The sequence below is a fragment of the Wolbachia endosymbiont (group A) of Ophion costatus genome, from assembly GCF_963969245.1.
Classification (GTDB): domain Bacteria; phylum Pseudomonadota; class Alphaproteobacteria; order Rickettsiales; family Anaplasmataceae; genus Wolbachia; species Wolbachia pipientis.
This window is the reverse complement of sequence record NZ_OZ017714.1, coordinates 858,248-876,793: the sequence shown is the minus strand read 5'-3', so window position 1 is coordinate 876,793 and position 18,546 is coordinate 858,248. Positions and strand designations below refer to the sequence as shown.

Annotated in this window: 16 protein-coding genes and 2 pseudogenes; 11 read left to right on the top strand and 7 right to left on the bottom strand. The window is 35.5% G+C overall.

Annotated elements, in window-relative coordinates; translation table 11 throughout:
* Positions 1 to 91: 91 nt before the first annotated feature.
* Positions 92 to 924: pseudogene (locus AACH21_RS04285) on the bottom strand (IS5 family transposase).
* A 212-nt stretch (positions 925 to 1,136) separates the two neighbouring features.
* Here AACH21_RS04285 and mtaB point away from each other — a divergent pair.
* Entirely contained in the window at positions 1,137 to 2,363 is a 1,227-nt protein-coding gene (gene mtaB, locus AACH21_RS04280) for a tRNA (N(6)-L-threonylcarbamoyladenosine(37)-C(2))-methylthiotransferase MtaB (RefSeq protein WP_338482272.1), read from the top strand.
* A gap of 66 nt (positions 2,364 to 2,429) precedes the next feature.
* Positions 2,430 to 3,368, top strand: a complete 939-nt coding sequence (locus AACH21_RS04275) for a P44/Msp2 family outer membrane protein (RefSeq protein WP_049973647.1) — start codon at positions 2,430 to 2,432, stop codon at positions 3,366 to 3,368.
* Positions 3,369 to 3,375: 7 nt separating this feature from the next.
* On the opposite strand, the gene AACH21_RS04270 is transcribed toward AACH21_RS04275, so the two are convergent.
* The 3 genes from AACH21_RS04270 to AACH21_RS04260 form a co-directional block, all read right to left on the bottom strand.
* Positions 3,376 to 4,863: a type II secretion system protein GspD gene (locus tag AACH21_RS04270; protein WP_077188083.1), complete on the bottom strand. Its 1,488-nt coding sequence runs from the start codon at positions 4,861 to 4,863 to the stop codon at positions 3,376 to 3,378.
* Positions 4,864 to 4,997: 134 nt separating this feature from the next.
* Positions 4,998 to 6,362 (bottom strand): ankyrin repeat domain-containing protein, encoded by a 1,365-nt coding sequence (locus AACH21_RS04265; protein WP_338482271.1) that lies wholly within the window; start codon positions 6,360 to 6,362, stop codon positions 4,998 to 5,000.
* Positions 6,363 to 7,128: 766 nt separating this feature from the next.
* Positions 7,129 to 7,803: a septal ring lytic transglycosylase RlpA family protein gene (locus tag AACH21_RS04260; RefSeq protein ID WP_338482270.1), complete on the bottom strand. Its 675-nt coding sequence runs from the start codon at positions 7,801 to 7,803 to the stop codon at positions 7,129 to 7,131.
* A gap of 26 nt (positions 7,804 to 7,829) precedes the next feature.
* On the opposite strand from AACH21_RS04260, the gene murC reads away from it, so the two are divergent.
* From murC to fumC, 6 genes and pseudogenes are all read left to right on the top strand, one after another.
* Positions 7,830 to 9,344, top strand: coding sequence for a UDP-N-acetylmuramate--L-alanine ligase (murC, locus tag AACH21_RS04255; RefSeq protein ID WP_236514979.1), 1,515 nt, complete (start codon positions 7,830 to 7,832; stop codon positions 9,342 to 9,344).
* 193 nt (positions 9,345 to 9,537) lie between these two features.
* Positions 9,538 to 9,654, top strand: a pseudogene (locus AACH21_RS07135) (WPE palindromic element domain-containing protein); the annotation flags it as partial.
* Between the two features lie 128 nt (positions 9,655 to 9,782).
* Positions 9,783 to 11,057 (top strand): phosphopyruvate hydratase, encoded by a 1,275-nt coding sequence (gene eno, locus AACH21_RS04245; RefSeq protein WP_338482268.1) that lies wholly within the window; start codon positions 9,783 to 9,785, stop codon positions 11,055 to 11,057.
* Positions 11,045 to 12,067, top strand: coding sequence for an Obg family GTPase CgtA (cgtA, locus tag AACH21_RS04240; RefSeq protein ID WP_006280016.1), 1,023 nt, complete (start codon positions 11,045 to 11,047; stop codon positions 12,065 to 12,067). The genes eno and cgtA overlap by 13 nt, the downstream gene beginning before the upstream one ends.
* Before the next feature lie 15 nt (positions 12,068 to 12,082).
* Complete coding sequence (locus AACH21_RS04235; protein ID WP_179943761.1) at positions 12,083 to 12,238, top strand: hypothetical protein; 156 nt, start codon at positions 12,083 to 12,085, stop codon at positions 12,236 to 12,238.
* A gap of 221 nt (positions 12,239 to 12,459) precedes the next feature.
* The gene (gene fumC / locus AACH21_RS04230) at positions 12,460 to 13,854 is read left to right on the top strand and encodes a class II fumarate hydratase (RefSeq protein WP_338482266.1); all 1,395 of its coding nucleotides are present in this window, start codon (positions 12,460 to 12,462) and stop codon (positions 13,852 to 13,854) included.
* Between the two features lie 194 nt (positions 13,855 to 14,048).
* Here fumC and grxD read toward each other — a convergent pair whose 3' ends face one another.
* Both grxD and AACH21_RS04220 read right to left on the bottom strand, forming a co-directional pair.
* On the bottom strand, positions 14,049 to 14,372 hold the full coding sequence (gene grxD / locus AACH21_RS04225; RefSeq protein WP_006280013.1) for a Grx4 family monothiol glutaredoxin: 324 nt from the start codon (positions 14,370 to 14,372) through the stop codon (positions 14,049 to 14,051).
* Positions 14,373 to 14,387: 15 nt separating this feature from the next.
* Entirely contained in the window at positions 14,388 to 14,606 is a 219-nt protein-coding gene (locus tag AACH21_RS04220; protein ID WP_006280012.1) for a BolA/IbaG family iron-sulfur metabolism protein, read from the bottom strand.
* Positions 14,607 to 14,880: 274 nt separating this feature from the next.
* Here AACH21_RS04220 and AACH21_RS04215 point away from each other — a divergent pair, with 274 nt between their 5' ends.
* Positions 14,881 to 15,849: an IS481 family transposase gene (locus AACH21_RS04215; protein WP_338482264.1), complete on the top strand. Its 969-nt coding sequence runs from the start codon at positions 14,881 to 14,883 to the stop codon at positions 15,847 to 15,849.
* Positions 15,850 to 15,866: 17 nt separating this feature from the next.
* On the top strand, positions 15,867 to 16,484 hold the full coding sequence (locus AACH21_RS04210) for a P44/Msp2 family outer membrane protein (protein ID WP_338482263.1): 618 nt from the start codon (positions 15,867 to 15,869) through the stop codon (positions 16,482 to 16,484).
* 14 nt (positions 16,485 to 16,498) lie between these two features.
* Here AACH21_RS04210 and AACH21_RS04205 read toward each other — a convergent pair whose 3' ends face one another.
* Complete coding sequence (locus AACH21_RS04205; RefSeq protein WP_077188090.1) at positions 16,499 to 17,821, bottom strand: malic enzyme-like NAD(P)-binding protein; 1,323 nt, start codon at positions 17,819 to 17,821, stop codon at positions 16,499 to 16,501.
* 134 nt (positions 17,822 to 17,955) lie between these two features.
* Here AACH21_RS04205 and pgsA point away from each other — a divergent pair, with 134 nt between their 5' ends.
* A complete protein-coding gene (pgsA, locus tag AACH21_RS04200) occupies positions 17,956 to 18,498 on the top strand; it encodes a CDP-diacylglycerol--glycerol-3-phosphate 3-phosphatidyltransferase (protein ID WP_077188089.1) in 543 nt (180 codons plus the stop codon).
* Positions 18,499 to 18,546 lie beyond the last annotated feature (48 nt).

Sequence of the window (18,546 nt, the reverse complement as noted above, 5' to 3'; positions counted from 1 at the left end):
AACGTGAGGTAATGTGGTTAATCTTGTAGAACTTTGCAAGAATCTAGAGAGAAAAATAGCAAAGTTAGAGGTTGTCCGGAAACAAGTAAATTCAAGCATATTCCCTCTTTAACATAACCCTACTCATAGCTAGGTATATGAAATTCTCAGTGGATGTTGTGAGTAAATCATACTCCTTCGATAGCCTTCTATTCCTATTAACCCAAGCAAAAGTCCTTTCTACAACCCATCTTCTTGGCTGTACTTTAAACCCTTGTTCTCTTGTTGGTAGTAGCTCAGGTGGCGTATCTTTGTGCACCCAAAATCTACATGGAGGCCTTGTAACAATTTCAATATCTATGTCATATTCTTCCTTTATGTGATTCTTTAAATTTCTTCCTTGGTATCCCATGTCAGCCCACATTTTTTTAACTTTAGTATATTTTGTTCTCATATTGTTTAATGCTATTTTAATACCATCTCTATCATTTTCGTTAGCAGCGCCTACGTAACAACCTAGTATAAAACCCTGAGTGTCTGTAATTATATGCCTTTTTCTACCCTTTACTTTTTTACTTCCATCATAGCCTTTGATCCCCCCTTTTCTGTAGTCTTTACAGATTGACTATCTACTATACAGGCACTCGGCTGCTCATTCCTTCCTATTTTTCTTCTACTATATTTTGTAATTTCATAATTCATTTTCTCAAAAATTCCCTGCTTCTTCCATTGCCTGAACTGCTCATACACAGTCTTCCATAGCGGAAAATCATTTGGTAAATACCGCCATTGACACCCTGTACGCAATACATAGAAAATTGCTTCTAATATTTCTCTTTTGCTATACTTTGGCGGCCTTCCTCCTTTCTTGTATGATACTCTGAAGTGTTTTTCTATTCTTGCCCATTCCCTTTCGCTTAGATCTGTTGGATACTTTTTTCTCATCTTTACCCCGTACTAAAATTTCAGATATTATAGCCTTTTACTTGTTTCCGGACAACCTCTAAGCAAAGGAGTGATACTGTGTCTGAGTGAAAATCGTTGAGATCCCAGTGTCTGCTGCTTGCATAGCATTTATTTACAAAAAAATAGTCATGCAAGAGACTTTGCTTGGATATTTGATATAATTTAGGTCTATTAAAGCAAAAAATACTAACATGAATGAAGTGATAACATTTGGTTGTCGTCTAAATTTTTACGAGAGCGAGTTAATCAAAGAAGCATTAAAAAAAGCAAAGAGAGAAAATGTTGTTGTGGTGCATAGCTGTGCAGTGACAAACGAAGCAGAACGTCAGGTAAAGCAAAAGATACGTAAGATTTACAAAAATGATCCAAATAAAGAAATTATCGTAGTTGGTTGTGCTGTTCAGTTGGATCCAGAAGTTTACAGTAGCATTCCTGGTGTAAGTAAAGTGCTCGGTAATCAAGATAAGCTAAAAGCTGAAAATTACTTACTAAATGACGATAAAATCTTGGTCAGTGATAACCAAGTAGAACCTGTTCTAATTAATGGATTTGAAGATAAGTCAAGGGCATTTATTGAAATTCAAAATGGTTGTAATCATAGCTGCACATTTTGTTCAATTACTGAGGCAAGAGGGAATAATCGATCTGTGCCAATAAACAGTATTATAGAGCAAATCAGGATCTTTGTAGAAAATGGATATCAAGAAGTAGTGTTTACAGGGGTTGATATTACTGACTTTGGTACAGATTTGTTGGGTAAGCCATCACTTGGTTCAATGATTAGGAGAGTTTTAAAGGATATACCAGAGTTGAAGAGGCTAAGACTTTCCTCTATCGATGTTGCTGAAGTTGACGACGAATTAATGGATTTAATAGCTAATGAGTCAAGACTTATGCCTCATTTACATTTGAGTTTACAATCTGGTAATAATTTAATACTAAAGAGAATGAAGCGTCGTCACAACAGAGAACAAGTGATAGAATTTTGTCATAAAATGAAGAGCTTGAGGCCTAATATAGCATTTGGCGCTGATATTATTGCTGGATTTCCAACAGAAACTGATGAAATGTTTCGGGATACAGTTGATTTACTGAAAAAAACAAATATAGTTTACCTACATGCTTTTCCATATTCAGAGCGGAAAAATACACCTGCTGCACGAATGCCACAAGTACCAGAGAATGTGCGTAAAGAACGAGTAAAAAATTTAAGAGAAGTAAATAAAGAAATTATGAGCAGTTTTTGTCAATCCTTGATCAACACTAAGCAAAGTGTTCTGGTTGAGCAAAATAATGTCGGTAGAGCAGAAAATTTTGCATTAATAAAGCTTGAATCAAGAGCGCAAGCTAAAAGTATTGTGAAAGTTAATGTTACAGGCGTAGAGAATAATTATTTAATTGGAAATACTCTTTCTTAATTTTTGTACATTAAAGAAATATATGATATGATGGTTATACTATAAATGATAATTATGGGTTCATTTGTGATAACTAAAAGATCTATTACTTTATTTTTGATTTTAATTTCATGTGTCTATTTTTTTATTACTTATATCGGTAATTATGTACACGTTGAACAAGTTATTGGAACACAACTCTTAAAACTAGAAACGGACAATAATGAAGATGTAATGCATTCTAAAGAGGTTACTGAAAAAGAAGTACTAACAGAGGATTTAAAATATCAAGAACCTGAAAATAGTCCTATTGAACAACCTTCTATTCTCCAAGTAGCTGATCAGAAAAATATGTGGTCACGTATTGCAGATCAAGCTGAGCCTACAAAAGAAAAATCAAAAAAACTTGATTTTTATGTTAGCGCTAACGGTGGTAAGGTATACCATGATAATTCAGAAACATTTGTAAAGGGTATAAAGGCAATAGGGGAGAGAGTCCTAACTTTAGTTGAAAGTCATTATGGTTTTATAATAAAAAATATAGTGGCAGATGAAATTAAAAGTATACAGCAATTTGATGGTAAAATTGATTTCCAGTGGTTTAGCAGCATGTCTTTAGGTTACTATGCTGGAGAAAATGGTAAAATTGATTTTGAAGCCGCGTATTCTATAGCCAATATTGAAGATAGTAATTCTCCTCCGGTATTTGATAAATCAGCAAGTATATTTGCGTTTTTGTTAAACTTCTATTACAATCCCAGCGTTCAGGATACACAATTTGCTCCGTACATCGGTCTTGGTATAGGACCAACAGTTTTTAGATTAAAAAGGATTAATGGGTCACCCCAAAATTCAATGCCACTGAATGTTCCTTGGTTTGCTTATCAAATAAAACTTGGTGTTGATTATTCAATAATCCCAGAAATCAAAACCTTTCTCGGCTATCGTTACTTTAGCGTTCCGATACCTGTTGCAGATGACATATCTACTCACAATATTGAAGTTGGTTTGATATTTAATTTTTAGTGATAATTTAATATATATATAAATTCTTATCTTTTCTATCTAACAAACCAAATGTTGGTACGATTGTTGCTTTTAAAAAAATGACAGTTTCTACTGTTCTAATATTATTCGCTAGCCTTTTTGATTTCTGATGCAATAAGCTTTGCTTATCTTCTCTATGTTCTATAAGCCCGCCGATTACCATAATTTCACCGCTCTTAATTTTTAACATAGAGTTCATTTCTCTGATTTCAACAATTGGAATGTCGCTATTTAATTTCATTTTACTCTGCTGTGCGACGTACTCTATATCTGGATCTTTAGTGTAGCCGTTAATTCTTGATAAAGTTGGATGTATATCCATGAATATTTCACTAGTATCAATGTTAATGCTTGGGTGGATTATTAGCACAACACCTATTGGGACGCTATTCATCTTCGTAATTAAGGTCTGATTAGAGTTTCTAGTATCTTTTTGTATATCGGAGGTAAAATAAATATGGTTTTTAGTAAATGAAATCATCGCTTGCTGATTATTTATAGCATGTACTCTGGGGCTTGAAATTACAGTTGAAGTGCCAAATTTGTCTAAATTTTTTACTAAATCTCCTAGATCATTTGCACCAAAGTTCATTGCTAGGTTAATAATGGAGTTATCTTGATTTATTATAGACTTAGTTCCATCTTGTAAGTCATTTAAGTTCATACCAGAAAGGTATTTGTCATCTAGCACAACTTCAACTATTTTTGCCTCTATCATTACTTGAGAAGACGCTAACTTCTTAACCTTATTAATATATTCTTCAACAGCTTTGTGGACATCTTTTCTAGCATTCAAAATAATAACACCAGCTTCTCTGTTGGATGAAAGGAATTCGCCATCATCCACCCCGTTAACATCCATTATTGCATTCAAGCCTTTTTCTAATGAATTCCATAAGTCACTACTGTATTGAGACTTCATAACATTGTTATAGTCCCTATCAACGTTACTTCCATCACTGTTAGTAATATTGTTATTAATAACGAAACTGCTTTGAGCAGAATGTTGAATATTGATGAAGTCTACGTAATAATTTTGTGCGTATGGCAAGTCCTGCTCAATTCTAATTACACCATTACTTGTTGAGTAACGCAGTTTGGCGCTATTTGCTATACTCTGAATTACTTCGTTTATATCCTTATCTTTTAGCTTTAAAATAATATTACCTGATATTTTTGGGTCCATATCCAAGTTAACGTCAGAAAGTTTTCCTATCTCAATCAGCAAATCCTTTACTGATACTTCTTCACTAACATTAATAGAAATAAGCTGATTACTGATTGTGAGATCGGGAAACTCTATTGGTAAAGGCATAATTTCTGGTATTGCCGGTTCATTAATCTCCAAAGAGGTGTTATATTGTTGCAACGGATAATCGTGCTTATAATTGTCTATGTTAATAGGATATTGCTTGGTAGGTAGATGTGTGCAAGAAATAATGAAGAGGAGTATTAAGCATTTAAAAATAGCCATTAGAACAGCATACAAAATCTATACTAATAGATTTCTATAAAAATATTAAAAATGTATTTAATCTCATTTTCATCGAGCAGATAATTGTCGTGTATTAGCTTTGGCTATTTATTTTTTGTATACTCTTCTTGTACTTAAATGTAGACCAGCATAGCCCTAATTTTTTTATATATTTTACTTCTTTCTCTGTATTTAATAATAGGCTTGAAAATAAATGGTAAGCCTATAATTGTTAAGCTTAGAGCTAGGGTTGAAAGTATACAACAGGCTTTGTGTTTACTATGTAGCTCTTTCAGGTAAAGCATCAAAAATCTACAAAATTTTTTGTAATTTTCTTCGATGTTTTTTTTGCTATGAGCCTTGCTAATGAACATATCTATTGCGGTATGACCGTTATTGCACTTAATGTTAAGGTCTGCACCTTTTTCTGTTAACAACTGAGCTATATCAAAATAATCCTTTTGAACAGCAAGATGTAGAGGTGCAAAACCTTGTTGCTCACAAATGTTCATATTGGCTCTAACTTCCAATAACATTTTCACAATTTGTGTATGGCCTTTTTTAACTGCGAGTAGCAAGGGAGTTCTGTTGCATTTAGTAACAGCATTAATGTTTACCTTAAGCCTCAATAAGAGCTTAACTGTTTTAGTGTTACCATTATGGCTAGCTTTATGCAGCCTGGCGTTGCCATTAAAATCTTGATCATTTGCATCTATTCCTTTTGATACAAGAAATGTTACCATTTTTCTATTATTATGCTCAATAGCGCAATCTAATGCATCAAAACCATGGTTATTTTTTGTGCAAAAAAACTCTTTAAGTTTAATTTTATCGTTACTTGCTTGCTGTTTTTTTGCAATAAGCTTTACTATTTGCATTTTGTTGTTATACGCTGCTAGGAAAAGCGTAGTGTTATTTTCTGCATCTTTGGCTTCTATATTTGCACCTTTCTTTATCAGATATTCTATAATTTCTGCTCTGCTGTCATAATGTGCGGTGCATTGATAAATGGTTAAAAACAAAGGAGTACGAAAATTGTTATCTTCACATTCGAGATTTGCTCCGCTATCAATTAAAATTTGAACACTTTTTTTAGAACCGTATAGTGAAGCTATATGAAGAGGAGTATAGCCCTCTTTGACATCTTTTTCATTAATTTTTGCGCCTTTTATTATCAAAAAATCTATTAATTCCGTGTCATCTTGTAGTGCAGCAAGGTGCAGTGGAGTGAATCCATTTTTATCCTTGGAATTAATTGTCAGTTGGTTAACAAAAAGTTTAGCAACTTTCTTGTGTCCATGCATAATGGCGTAATGCAGAGGGTTTCTATTTTCGTTGTCTACGACATTGAAATCAGCTTCGTGCTCTAGTAATGACTTTACTCCAACTAAATTGCCTTCTTTTGTGAACTTATGCAAGAGAGTGATTCCACTTGCATCTTTTGAGTTAATATCAAATCCATTTTCTACTAATTGGTTTATATCTTCCTCACGCGCCATATCACTTAAATCTCTAATTAAACTCTTTTCGCGTTAATAATACTCCTACTTGATTAAGTTTAAATGAATCTGTGAGAAATGGCTAGTGCATTCTTGCATAACAAACTTTTGGCAGCGCATTGGATGAAACGAAAAACTTACTTGACAAACTCCGCCAGCCCTCTTATCATGAAACTGAAGCTATTTATTTATCTTCGCAATCTCTGCAGTGGATTAATGACAAAAAACTTAATGTATTTGGCGTAAGTCATGCTTAATTTTTTGCACTATGTGCACCTCATGTCTTTATAAAACTTTTAGGTTTCTACCTATACAAGCCGAAACGCGCTTATAAAGTGTTTAAGACAGTAAAAGACGTCAAATAGACAAGGGAGAATTTGAATACTAGCTACCCTAGGGTTTCTTTGCCTTTTTTTTTATTTGGTAAATTTCTTAACATTTGCAGCTAAACGACAACTGTCATCCCTGTAAAGGTCAAGTATCCCGCTACTTGTTAGCGGGATCTAGAGATACCGTGACGGTATGACGTAGGATTGCTGTCATTTCGCTACTTGTTAGCGGCTGAGATACCGCGAATAAATCGCGGTATGACGGTTAGCGGTGGCGTGACGATAAGCTCGTCATTCCGCTACGTGTTAGCGGCTAAGAGATATCGCGGTGGTATAGCTATAAATTGTTGATATCTTTTTTATATCACATTTTTAACTTACAATAGTTAGCCAGCGTTCCTTACATTAACCAAATCTTTCAAATTCTGCACTCACCACTACCTATAACTCACTTTCACGCAATATTGATCGTTCTTAAAAAGCAATCTAACATTTTTTATTCCTTGATTGCGAAGCTTTGATGCAGCTGACTTAGCAGCCTGAGCACTTTTAAAAAATGCAACATATCCCTTACTTTCTGCATTTTCTTGTTTTGGGTGACGTTTCTGTATTTCTTTTTCATACTGCTTTCTATAATGAGGAGTATTTTGTATCAATTGTTCTGACATCTTTCTTAGGTATTGAACTTTTACTTTTGCAAGCCCAGATTTATGAAATCCTAAGACTTGAGCTGCTTTTTCTGATAAGTCTATTATTCTGCCTTCAATAAAAGGCCCTCTATCGTTAACCCTTGTAACAAGCTTTCTTCCATTTTCTAAATTAGTGACAAGAACAAAGCAGGGTAAGGGCAAAGTCTTATGCGCTGCAGAGATCAAGTGACGGTTAAACGCTTCACCATTTGCTGTAAGTGTGCCATGATCTTCTATTCCATACCACGATGCTATCCCTATCTCTTCATAGTGTTTACAGTTTTTTGGATAATAAGTTATACCATTTATTGTGTAGCTGCTGCCAATTTTATAATGACCTGCAGTGCAGTTAAACCTGTTGCTAACACTGCAGCTACTTATCAAAACAAATATTAGGCATAGAAAGGTTAGGTTTTTTATCATTGTATTCGGTAAGAGGGTTCGATACTATGAGGATTTTAAATTATACTATAATAAATTTAGTAATGAGTAAACATCTACTGCTAAATATTAACAAAACTCAAAAAGGAATAATACATATTATTGGTATAGGTGGAATCGGAATGAGCGCTATTGCTGAAATTCTTCACAATTCCAATTACAAAGTTCAAGGCAGTGATGCACAATCAAACGACAATATAAATAAGTTACAAAAGCTAGGTATAGAGGTTTATATTGGTCACAATGCTAATAATATAAGCCAAGCTCAAATAGTTGTACATTCTTCTGCAATAGAATCTGATAATGTGGAGTTAATTGCGGCAAAAAATAACAATAAAACCGTTTTGCATAGATCAGACATACTTGCTGAAATTATGAAAGGTAAATATGTGATAGCGGTTTCAGGTTCAAGCGGAAAGACAACAACAACGGCTATGATTGCTTCCATTTTTGATCATTCTAATATTGATGCAACTGTAATTGTAGGAGGAATACTAAATTCGTATCAGAGTAATTCAAAACTTGGAAAGAGTGACACTTTTCTGATCGAGGCTGATGAGTCTGATGGAACTATGCTAAAAATCCCTGCAAAGATTGCTGTCATAACAAGTATCAACAATGACCACATAGATTATTACGGCACATTTGATAATATTAAAAATGCATTTTCCCAATTCGTGAATAATGCAGGTTCTGCAGTTTTACCTGATTCTGTAGACATCGATTATGATGCGAGTAATTCTATAACGTTTGGGTTTGAGAATGGTAGCATAAGAGCCAGCAACATTAAACAGCATGCTAACAGCATAGAATTTGACGTGTTGAACAACTGGATTCCAGCATCAGCTACTTGCATGACAAAAAAGCAGGTGTCATCCCATCACCCTCTGTCATCCCAGTGCGTGACACTGGGATCCAGCCCTTTAAAAAACATAGTACTATCAAACGCAATAGGTATTCACAAAGTAAGCAACGCCTTGGCTGCAATATCAGTTGCGATAAAACTCGGGATTAGCGATGCAGATATTAAAAAAGGCCTTTTGGAATTTCAAGGAGTAGCAAGAAGATTCTCTTTGATTGCCAATATTAAAGGTGTTAAGTTAATTGAGGATTATGCCCATCATCCAAATGAAATATATGCAACTTTAACGGCTGCACGTTCGATTACTAAAGGAAAAGTAATAGGAATTATCGAACCACTTCGTTTTGCTCGCATTCGTAATTTTTTTGATGAATTCATACGAATTTTCATGATGTTTGATTATGTCATCCTTACTCCTGTTCATCCTCCAGAAGATAAGCCCATTCCTGGTTGTGGAATTGATGATATACAAAAAGCTTTAATCAGTAATGGATTTAATAACACAAAAATTATGAATGATGCTTTGCTCATTTCACATTTTATTAGTGATTCGACAAGTCCAGGTGATATAGTATTATTTATTGGTGCTGGTAGTAATATAGCTAAATTGGCAAAGGAAGCTGCAAAGCTCATAGCAGAAACTATACAAACATCTAGTTAAACGATAGAATAAATGCAAGTACTGGTGTCATGCAAACTGGAATCTAGTCAATTATATATATGGAAAATGAATTTAATTGAGAAAAAGAATCCGGACTGGGAGGATTTATATGATAAAATTGTGTAATAAGGCTGGATCCCAGTGTCGAAGCACACAACTGTACGAACGTTGTGATATGGGGGTAACTTCCACTAAGAATGATGTCATCCCAGTGCCCAGACACTGGGATCCAGAAAACTTAATCGTAAATGAGCACACCAGGTGGCTGTATAGTAAAAGCTGGATTCCAGTGTCAGCTACTTGCATGACACCATCCGCTACTCAAATTACCTGTATATTGCAATGTTCATACACTGAAATGTTACAGCGCTGGGATAACATCTTCCGAGACAGAACGTTCCGTGCACACAATTGTGAATCTAGTAAAGGGTTAATGTAATGAATAAGATAATCAACAATGTATTTGCAAGAGAAATTTTAGATAGCAGGGGTTACCCTACTGTTGAGGTGGAAATTGAACTCTGTGATGGAGTAATAGGTAGAGCATCTGTACCTTCTGGAGCTTCAACTGGTAAATTAGAAGCCTTGGAACTCAGGGACCAAGATGAGAAAAGGTATTGTGGTAAGGGAGTGCTGAAAGCTGTTCAAGCTGTAAATGGGATAATAGCAGATGAAATCTTTGGAATGAATGCAGCGGACCAAAATGCAATTGATAAAGCATTAATTGAACTGGATGGAACAAAAAATAAATCTAAACTTGGAGCAAATGCAACTTTGGGTGTGTCTCTTGCGGTTGCAAAAGCAGCAGCAAACAGCTTCAATATGCCGCTCTACAGATATTTGGGAGGAGAGCAGATGAGTGTTATGCCGGTTCCACTCATTAACATAATTAATGGTGGAGTACATGCAGACAATAAGCTCGATTTCCAAGAATTCATGATTCTTCCGGTCGGGGCTGAGACTTTCAGTGAAGCAATCAGAATGTCTGCGGAGGTGTTCCACAACTTACGTAGCATTCTTAAGAAAAAAGGTTATAGCACAAACGTAGGAGATGAAGGTGGTTTTGCACCAAATATTGAAAGTACTGAAGAAGCACTTGACTTGATCATATACGCTATAGAATCAGCAGGTTATTCAGCGCAAAGTGATTTTGCACTAGGCCTTGATGTTGCTTCATCTACTTTTTATGAAGATGGAATTTACAAATTTGAACACAGAGATCTTACTTCAGAAGAGTTGACTGAATATTATTGTAATCTTGTGGAAAGATATCCAATAATGTCTATAGAAGATGCAATGAGTGAAGACGACTATGAAGGTTGGAAATTACTTACTGCAAAATTGGGGAGTAAAATTCAATTGGTTGGGGATGATTTGTTTGTTACACATTGTGAACTGATATGCAAAGGAATAGAGGAAAAAATGGCAAATGCTGTACTGATCAAGCCAAATCAAATAGGGACGTTAACAGAAACTTTTGCTGCTATTGAAATGGCAAAATCAAATGGCTATAAAGCTGTTATTTCTCATCGCTCAGGTGAAACAGAAGACACAACAATATCCCACATAGCAGTTGCATCAAATTGCGGGCAAATAAAAACCGGGTCGCTATCGCGTTCTGATAGACTCGCGAAGTATAACGAGCTAATCAGAATAGAAAGCGCATTAGGAAAGGATGCTAAATATTATCGTGGGTTAGCATGGGTTTTATAGACGAAGTAAAATTGTGTTTAAAAGCTGGTGACGGTGGTGATGGCTGTGCAAGTTTTCGTCGAGAAAAGTTCGTTGAATTTGGTGGTCCAAATGGTGGTAATGGAGGAAAGGGTGGAAACATAGTTTTCATCAGCGACGCTAATCTCAACACTTTGCTTCATTTTCGTTATAGAAGACACATTAAAGCAGATAGTGGAAAAAATGGTGCAGGCAGGGATAGATCTGGCACAGCAGGGAAAGACGTTATACTTAAAGTTCCAGTCGGTGCACAAATAATTGATGAAGAAAGTGAAGAGATAATAGTAGACCTTGACAAGCCTGGTATGGAATTTCAAGTAGCACAGGGTGGAAAAGGTGGACTTGGAAATACTAATTTTAAATCTTCTACTAATAAGGCACCAAGACATTTTACTTACGGTCAGCCTGGCGAAGAAAAACATGTATTATTAAAACTAAAAGTTTTATCAGATGTTGGAATTATTGGCATGCCAAACGCAGGTAAATCAAAATTTTTGACTCGCTGCTCAAATTCCGATACAAAAGTAGGCGATTATCCATTTACCACCGTAAGACCTCATTTAGGCATGGTAAAAGTGGATGATAGCGAAGTTGTAATAGCAGATATTCCTGGAATAATTACTGATGCTCACCTTGGAGTTGGGCTCGGGCATAAATTTTTAAAGCACATAGAAAGGTGTCAAATTTTACTTCATTTAATCGATGTAACTCACGATGACGTTGTTTCGGCTTATAGTTGTATCCATAATGAATTGGAACTTTACAATAGTGATCTTGTTGAAAAAGAAGAGATTGTAGTATTAAACAAATGCGACTTATTGAGGGAAGCAGAAATTCTGGAAAAGAAGAATCACCTAGCTAATTATCTCAATAAAGAAGTGCTGTGCTTATCAATTAATGGTGATTTACAGCCTATTTTAAGATTATTAAGTGAAAAATTGAAAAAGAGTAATTCTAAGGAAATCGATGTATATGATCCTTTTAAAGCGTAAATTTTCTATTTATGGATGTACAAGAATGGTAGCGTGCAACCAGAACTAAGCGTACAGCTGTGCAAACATCGTGATTTGAGTCCACCAGAAGGGTGTCATCCCAGTGCCCAGACACTGGGATCCAGGAATTTTATTAAGTTGGTAAGCATAAAAGTAGCCGTTTTATGTTAAAATACAACGTTTTGATGATTATGAAAAGGCTGGATTCCAGACTGGAATGACACCATCATAAAGTGAATCAGTGTCAGCTACTTGCATCTACCATGCAAGTTACCTGAAAATTGCAATGTTCGTACACTTGACTACTTGGATCTAGTATGATTTAATTAACCAAGAAGTAGGCATGAAAAAATTATGTAGTGAACCAGTTTGCATAACACCAGGAGGAAAATATGGATAGAAAGACGAGAATAGAATCAGACAGCTTAGGGGAAGTAAAAGTACCAAGTGAACATTACTGGGGAGCGCAGACTCAGCGTTCTTTAGAAAATTTTAAGATTGGCACAGAAAAAATGCCAGAGCCTCTGATTAAAGCATTAGCAATAGTAAAACTTGCAGCAGCGCGTGTTAATATGAAACATGGTGTTATAGATGATAGGGTAGGGGACGCAATTTGCACAGCCGCGAGGGAAGTAATAGATGGCAAATTTAATAATGAATTTCCGCTTGTTGTTTGGCAAACCGGATCCGGAACGCAGACTAATATGAATATGAATGAAGTGATCAGCAATCGTGCAATAGAGATTTTAGGTGGTAATTTGGGTAGTAAATCTCCAATACATTCAAATGATCATGTGAATTATGGTCAGTCGTCAAATGACACCTTTCCAACAGCAATGCATATAGCAGCAGCAGACCAGATAAACCGCTTGCTTATTCCAAATCTTGAAAAATTGCATAAGGTGCTGGATAATAAGGTTCAGGAATTTAAAGATATAATAAAAGTAGGACGTACTCATCTGCAAGATGCAACCCCCCTAACACTAGGACAGGAGTTCTCTGGCTATGCAGTCCAGATTAAAAAGGGGATAGAGAGAGTAAAATCAACTTTAAGTGATATATATGAGCTTGCACAAGGTGGCACTGCAGTTGGCACGGGACTCAATACTAAAAAGGGTTTTGCTGAAGATTTTTCAAGCCAAGTTGCAGAAATTACTAACCTTCCATTTACTTCAGCAGGCAATAAATTTGAAGCGCTAGCAGCAAATGATGCTTTAGTTGAGCTCAGTGGAACACTCAATACAGTAGCAGTCAGTTTAATGAAAATTGCAAATGATATAAGGTTGCTTGGTTCTGGTCCAAGATGCGGAATTGGGGAAATAATGTTACCGGAAAATGAGCCTGGTTCTTCAATTATGCCAGGTAAAGTGAATCCAACTCAGTGTGAAGCGGTGACTATGGTATGCACTCAAGTTATGGGAAATCATGTTGCTGTAACCATTAGTGGTTCAAACGGTCATTTTGAATTGAATGTGTTTAAGCCAGTGATAATTTACAATGTTTTGCAGTCTATAAGACTTTTAGCTGACGCAAGTTTAAATTTTACAGAAAAATGTGTAGTTGGTATTAAAGCAAATGAAGAGAGGATAAAAGATTTACTGAATCAGTCGTTGATGTTGGTCACTATATTAAATACGCATATAGGGTACGACAATGCAGCAAAAATAGCGAAGCTTGCTTATAAAGAAAATATCACTCTAAAAGAAGCAGCAGCAAAACTTCAACTGCTCACTGAGGAAGAGTTTGAAAGGATAGTGAAACCAGAAGAAATGGTAAATTATTTGTAACCGCTCACACTTAATTCTTCAATCTCACTAATAGAAAGGCCAGTAAACTTGACAATAGTGTTAACATCAACATTATTATCTTGCTTTGTCTACCTTATTTTGCCGCTCCCCTGAACGGATACGGTTTAAGACATAAGATCCTTTTTCATAGCTATACTACGTTATCCAGCGTCTGGGCACTGGTTTCTTGGTACTTATTCCGCAATAATTTTTTTTTCCTTCAATAAACTTTGCAGTTCGCCTTTTTCGTACATCTCGCGAGTGATGTCGCAACCACCAATAAACTCTTCCTTTATATATAATTGTGGAATTGTTGGCCAATCAGAAAACTTTTTTATAGATTCACGTATTTCATCATTCTCCAACACGTTAATATACTTAAACTTCACGTTCAATTTTTTTAGGATTGACACGACGAGTCCAGAGAATCCGCATTGAGGAAAATCAGAAGTGCCTTTCATATACAATACCACATCATTTTCTGTTATATCTTTTTTTATTTGTTCAAAATTGCTCATAAATTCACCTTATTTTTAAGTATTAGTTTCCAGTTGCAAGGCGTGTATAGACTGACCTTCCAGAGCTTTATATACCATTTTATGCTGTTCTATTTTTGTCTTTCCAAGAAAACACTTGGAGTTTATTTTTAAATGATAATGGTCATCATCTCCAGCAAGATCATGAATCTTTATATCAGCGTCGGGGAACGATTGTTTGATGATTCTCTCTAATTCGTGAATTGCAATAGTCATTGATTTGCTTTAAATTACAATACTTTCATTATAAATCTAAAACGATTGAGCGCAATAAAAAGTTGCTATCATAAAAAATAGAAGCATACTATAATAATGGAATGACAAGTTATGCAGGGAGGCTTTGTGGTGGGCGAAAGATTTAAATTCACATATCTATTGGTTTTGCTAACTTTTTCATTTAGGTGCTTATCTTACGATGATAAAATAAATAACTTAGATGTATGGTCCCAGAGAGTGATGGTATACTATCATCATCATTTAAGGAGTCATTATGGGACAGATATTACATGGGTGCGCCAAAACAACACAGACGATTCGTAGAGCAATACAAAATAGAAAAGAGAGCATAGCAAAACTCTCCAAGCATTATAACCTTAATCCAAAAACTATTATTAAGTGGAGAAAACGTTCATTTACGAAAGATGCTGATATGGGTCCAAAGCATCCAAGATCAACTGTTTTAACGCTAGAAGAGGAAGCTATAATAGTTACATTTCGCAAGTATACACTACTGCCACTAGATGATTGCCTTTACGCTCTGCAGTCTACAATTCCGCATTTGACTCGCTCTAGCTTGCATCGTTGTTTACAAAGACACAACATTAGCAGATTACCAACTGTTGATGGAGAAGTTAAGTCAAAAAAGAAATTCAAACAATATCCTATCGGTTACTTTCATATTGATATTGCTGAAGTTAGAACTGAGGAGGGCAAATTACATTTGTTTGTTGCTATTGATAGGACATCCAAATTTACCTATGTTGAGTTGTGTAACAGTGCTACAAAACCCATAGCTGCTGAGTTCTTACGTAATTTGATTAGAATTTTACCGTATAAAATCCATACTATTTTGACAGATAACGGTATACAATTTACAAACCAGAAGCGTCATAAGTATGCTTTCCAACATATATTTGATAGAGTTTGCGAAGAGAATGTTATTGAACATCGTTTGACAAAAGTTAGCCATCCTTGGACGAATGGGCAAGTCGAGCGTATGAATAAAACTTTAAAGGATGCTACAGTTAAGAAGTATTACTATCAATCGCACCAGCAACTTAAAGAACACCTTTATAACTTTGTTATGGCTTATAATTATGCAAAGAGACTCAAAACTCTTAAGGGTCTTACTCCTTATGAATTTATATGTTATCAGTGGACACAGTCTCCAGAATTATTTATACTAAATCCACACCATCACACTCTGGGACCATACAGTTTGCCGGTAGTGCTGCAATAGGGTATTTATTCAAAAATATGAGAGTTGAGTTTGAAGGCTTATATTCTCAGACTAACTTATATGATGAAGATTATTCAGATAAGAAAAAAGCAAGATATATTGAACTTCTTCGTCACAATGATGCGTCTACTGGAGCGGAATGCAATTCACCTTGGAGAAGTGGAAAGGTTGATATTCACATTCAAGAAAATTGTAGTGTTGAAGCAGAGTTCAGAGCTGCATTTAAGATGAAAAATGAAGGTTTTAATAACTTAGCTGGAATGGTCAATGTATATCGTGATTTTAATATAGCAAAAATGCCATTCACCCCATATGTTGGTATTGGTGCAGGTGTAACTAGGGTTAAATTTCTAGGAAAAACCAGATGTGCCTTGGCTTACCAAGCAAAACTTGGTATCAATCACCAACTTACAGCACAAACTCAAGCATTTGCTGGTTTACGCTATTTTGGTATCCTTGATAACCAATTTAAAGATATTGTACCAGGAATAAAGATACTAGCTGGTGAAGGATATATTCCTGCCGGTGGAGGAAGTAAAGTTGATGAAACTGCACGTGTTGAATCAACAACTGCAACCATTACCAATAGGTTTGGCATATATGGCTTAGAGTTTAGGTTGGTTTATCACTTTTAACTTTATCCAATAAATTACATATGTGAAGATAGTAAATTCAGCGTGCTGAGAACATTAGAAAGACGAGATTTTAATTGATTTTCATATTTACTCCAATCTTGTATTGCCTTTCTTGCAACACCTGAATCAACTGCGGCTTTTGCAACAGCAGGAGCTACTATAGAAATTAATCTTGGGTCAAATGGAGTAGGTATTATATATTCACGTCCATAGCCCATTTTACGACCGCCATAGACTGCAGATATCTCACCTGGTACTGGCTCACGGGCAAGCTTTGCTATTGCATCTGCAGCTGCAATTTTCATTTCATCATTTATTGTTGTTGCATGTACATCAAGTGCCCCTCTAAATATATAAGGAAAACCCATTACGTTGTTGACTTGGTTGTTGTAATCTGACCTACCAGTTGCAATTATTGCATCTGGCCTCACAGATTTTGCAAACTCAGGCCTTACTTCTGGATCGGGATTGGCAAGAGCAAAAATAATCGGGTCTTTGCCCATACTCTTTAACATCTCTTCATTTAACACATCTTTTGCAGATAGTCCGATGAATACATCAGCGCCTTTTATTGTATCAAGTAGAGAACGTTCGGAAGTATCAATTGCATACTTTTCCTTCCACTCATTCATATCCTCGTTTCTACCTTTGTATATTACTCCTTGCTTATCACACAGCACTATATTTTTAGCGCCCATGGACTTTAGTATTTCTAAACATGCAATACCGGCTGCTCCAGCACCATTCATAATGATCTTAACGTCCTCTAATTTCTTTTCAACAATATCAAGAGCATTTTCTATGCCAGCTGCAACAACCACCGCAGTTCCATGCTGGTCATCATGGAACACTGGAATATCCATCAGTTCATTCAGGCGTTTCTCTATTATAAAACAATCGGGAGATCTTATATCTTCTAAATTTATCCCCCCCCAACTTGGCCCAAGATACCTTACTGCATTGATGAAATCTTCTATATTTTCTGTACCAACTTCTATATCAACTGCATCAATATCAGCAAAACGCTTAAATAAAACAGCTTTGCCTTCCATGACAGGTTTTGCAGCAAGAGGACCGATATTACCAAGTCCAAGCACTGCAGTGCCATTTGAAATGACAGCAACACAGTTGCTTTTTGCTGTATAATCATAAACAACCTCAGGATTTTTAGCTATTTCAAGGCACGGAGCTGCAACACCAGGGGAATAAGCAAGTGACAAATCATACTGGGTAGATAAAGGTTTTGTTGGCATGATTGAAATTTTACCAGGGTTACCACCTCTGCTGTGATACTTAAGCGCTTCTTGTTTTGTGGTACTATCTAAATCATCGTTCATCATTACATCCTTATATTTTAAGCTTGTATTTTTTAAGTATATGGAGTTTTTATAAATGTTCAATTGTAAACTATTAACTTGTGAACTCTGTTGTACTTCTGTATAAGTTTACCTATTACGTAAGATGATATTACATGCTTAAAAAAAACGTGCCTAATTTGCTTACAATTTCTCGTGCACTTGCAATACCAGCAATAATATTAAGTTTTTATATAGAAAATAAATATGCAGGCCTGATAACAATATCAATCTTTGTGTTTGCGTGCATTACGGATTTTTTTGATGGTTACCTGGCGCGTGCGTGGAAAGTCCAATCAAAGTTTGGCAAGCTATTTGATCCAATTGCTGACAAATTAATAGTGGTTTCAACGATAATTATGCTAGTTTATAAGCATAAGATAAATGATTTTACAATAGTACCATCGATTATCATCATCTGTCGGGAGATATTAGTCTCGGGTTTACGGGAGTTTCTGATAGCTACAAATGTTAGTCTACCTGTAAGCAAAGCTGGAAAAATTAAAACATTTTTGCAGATGGTTGCTGTAGTAGCGCTAATAATGAACGATTATTATATGATTCAATATACAGGTGCGATTTGTTTATGGGTTGCAGCTATTATAACTATGTGGTCAGGCTATAATTATATCCTAGCCGGCATCAAACAGATTGGTTAAATCTCCTAGGAAATAGTTAATAGACAAGAGTAGTTAATATCTTAGTGA

Coding starts and splice junctions, on each gene's coding strand:
- grxD (WP_006280013.1), bottom strand. CDS start 14,372: ATGAGCAATTTTGAACAAATAAAAAAAGATATAACAGAAAATGATGTG.
- mtaB (WP_338482272.1), top strand. CDS start 1,137: ATGAATGAAGTGATAACATTTGGTTGTCGTCTAAATTTTTACGAGAGC.
- cgtA (WP_006280016.1), top strand. CDS start 11,045: ATGGGTTTTATAGACGAAGTAAAATTGTGTTTAAAAGCTGGTGACGGT.
- AACH21_RS04220 (WP_006280012.1), bottom strand. CDS start 14,606: ATGACTATTGCAATTCACGAATTAGAGAGAATCATCAAACAATCGTTC.
- fumC (WP_338482266.1), top strand. CDS start 12,460: ATGGATAGAAAGACGAGAATAGAATCAGACAGCTTAGGGGAAGTAAAA.
- eno (WP_338482268.1), top strand. CDS start 9,783: ATGAATAAGATAATCAACAATGTATTTGCAAGAGAAATTTTAGATAGC.
- AACH21_RS04210 (WP_338482263.1), top strand. CDS start 15,867: ATGAGAGTTGAGTTTGAAGGCTTATATTCTCAGACTAACTTATATGAT.
- AACH21_RS04235 (WP_179943761.1), top strand. CDS start 12,083: ATGTACAAGAATGGTAGCGTGCAACCAGAACTAAGCGTACAGCTGTGC.
- AACH21_RS04265 (WP_338482271.1), bottom strand. CDS start 6,362: ATGGCGCGTGAGGAAGATATAAACCAATTAGTAGAAAATGGATTTGAT.
- AACH21_RS04215 (WP_338482264.1), top strand. CDS start 14,881: ATGGGACAGATATTACATGGGTGCGCCAAAACAACACAGACGATTCGT.
- AACH21_RS04270 (WP_077188083.1), bottom strand. CDS start 4,863: ATGGCTATTTTTAAATGCTTAATACTCCTCTTCATTATTTCTTGCACA.
- murC (WP_236514979.1), top strand. CDS start 7,830: ATGAGGATTTTAAATTATACTATAATAAATTTAGTAATGAGTAAACAT.
- AACH21_RS04260 (WP_338482270.1), bottom strand. CDS start 7,803: ATGATAAAAAACCTAACCTTTCTATGCCTAATATTTGTTTTGATAAGT.
- AACH21_RS04205 (WP_077188090.1), bottom strand. CDS start 17,821: ATGAACGATGATTTAGATAGTACCACAAAACAAGAAGCGCTTAAGTAT.
- pgsA (WP_077188089.1), top strand. CDS start 17,956: ATGCTTAAAAAAAACGTGCCTAATTTGCTTACAATTTCTCGTGCACTT.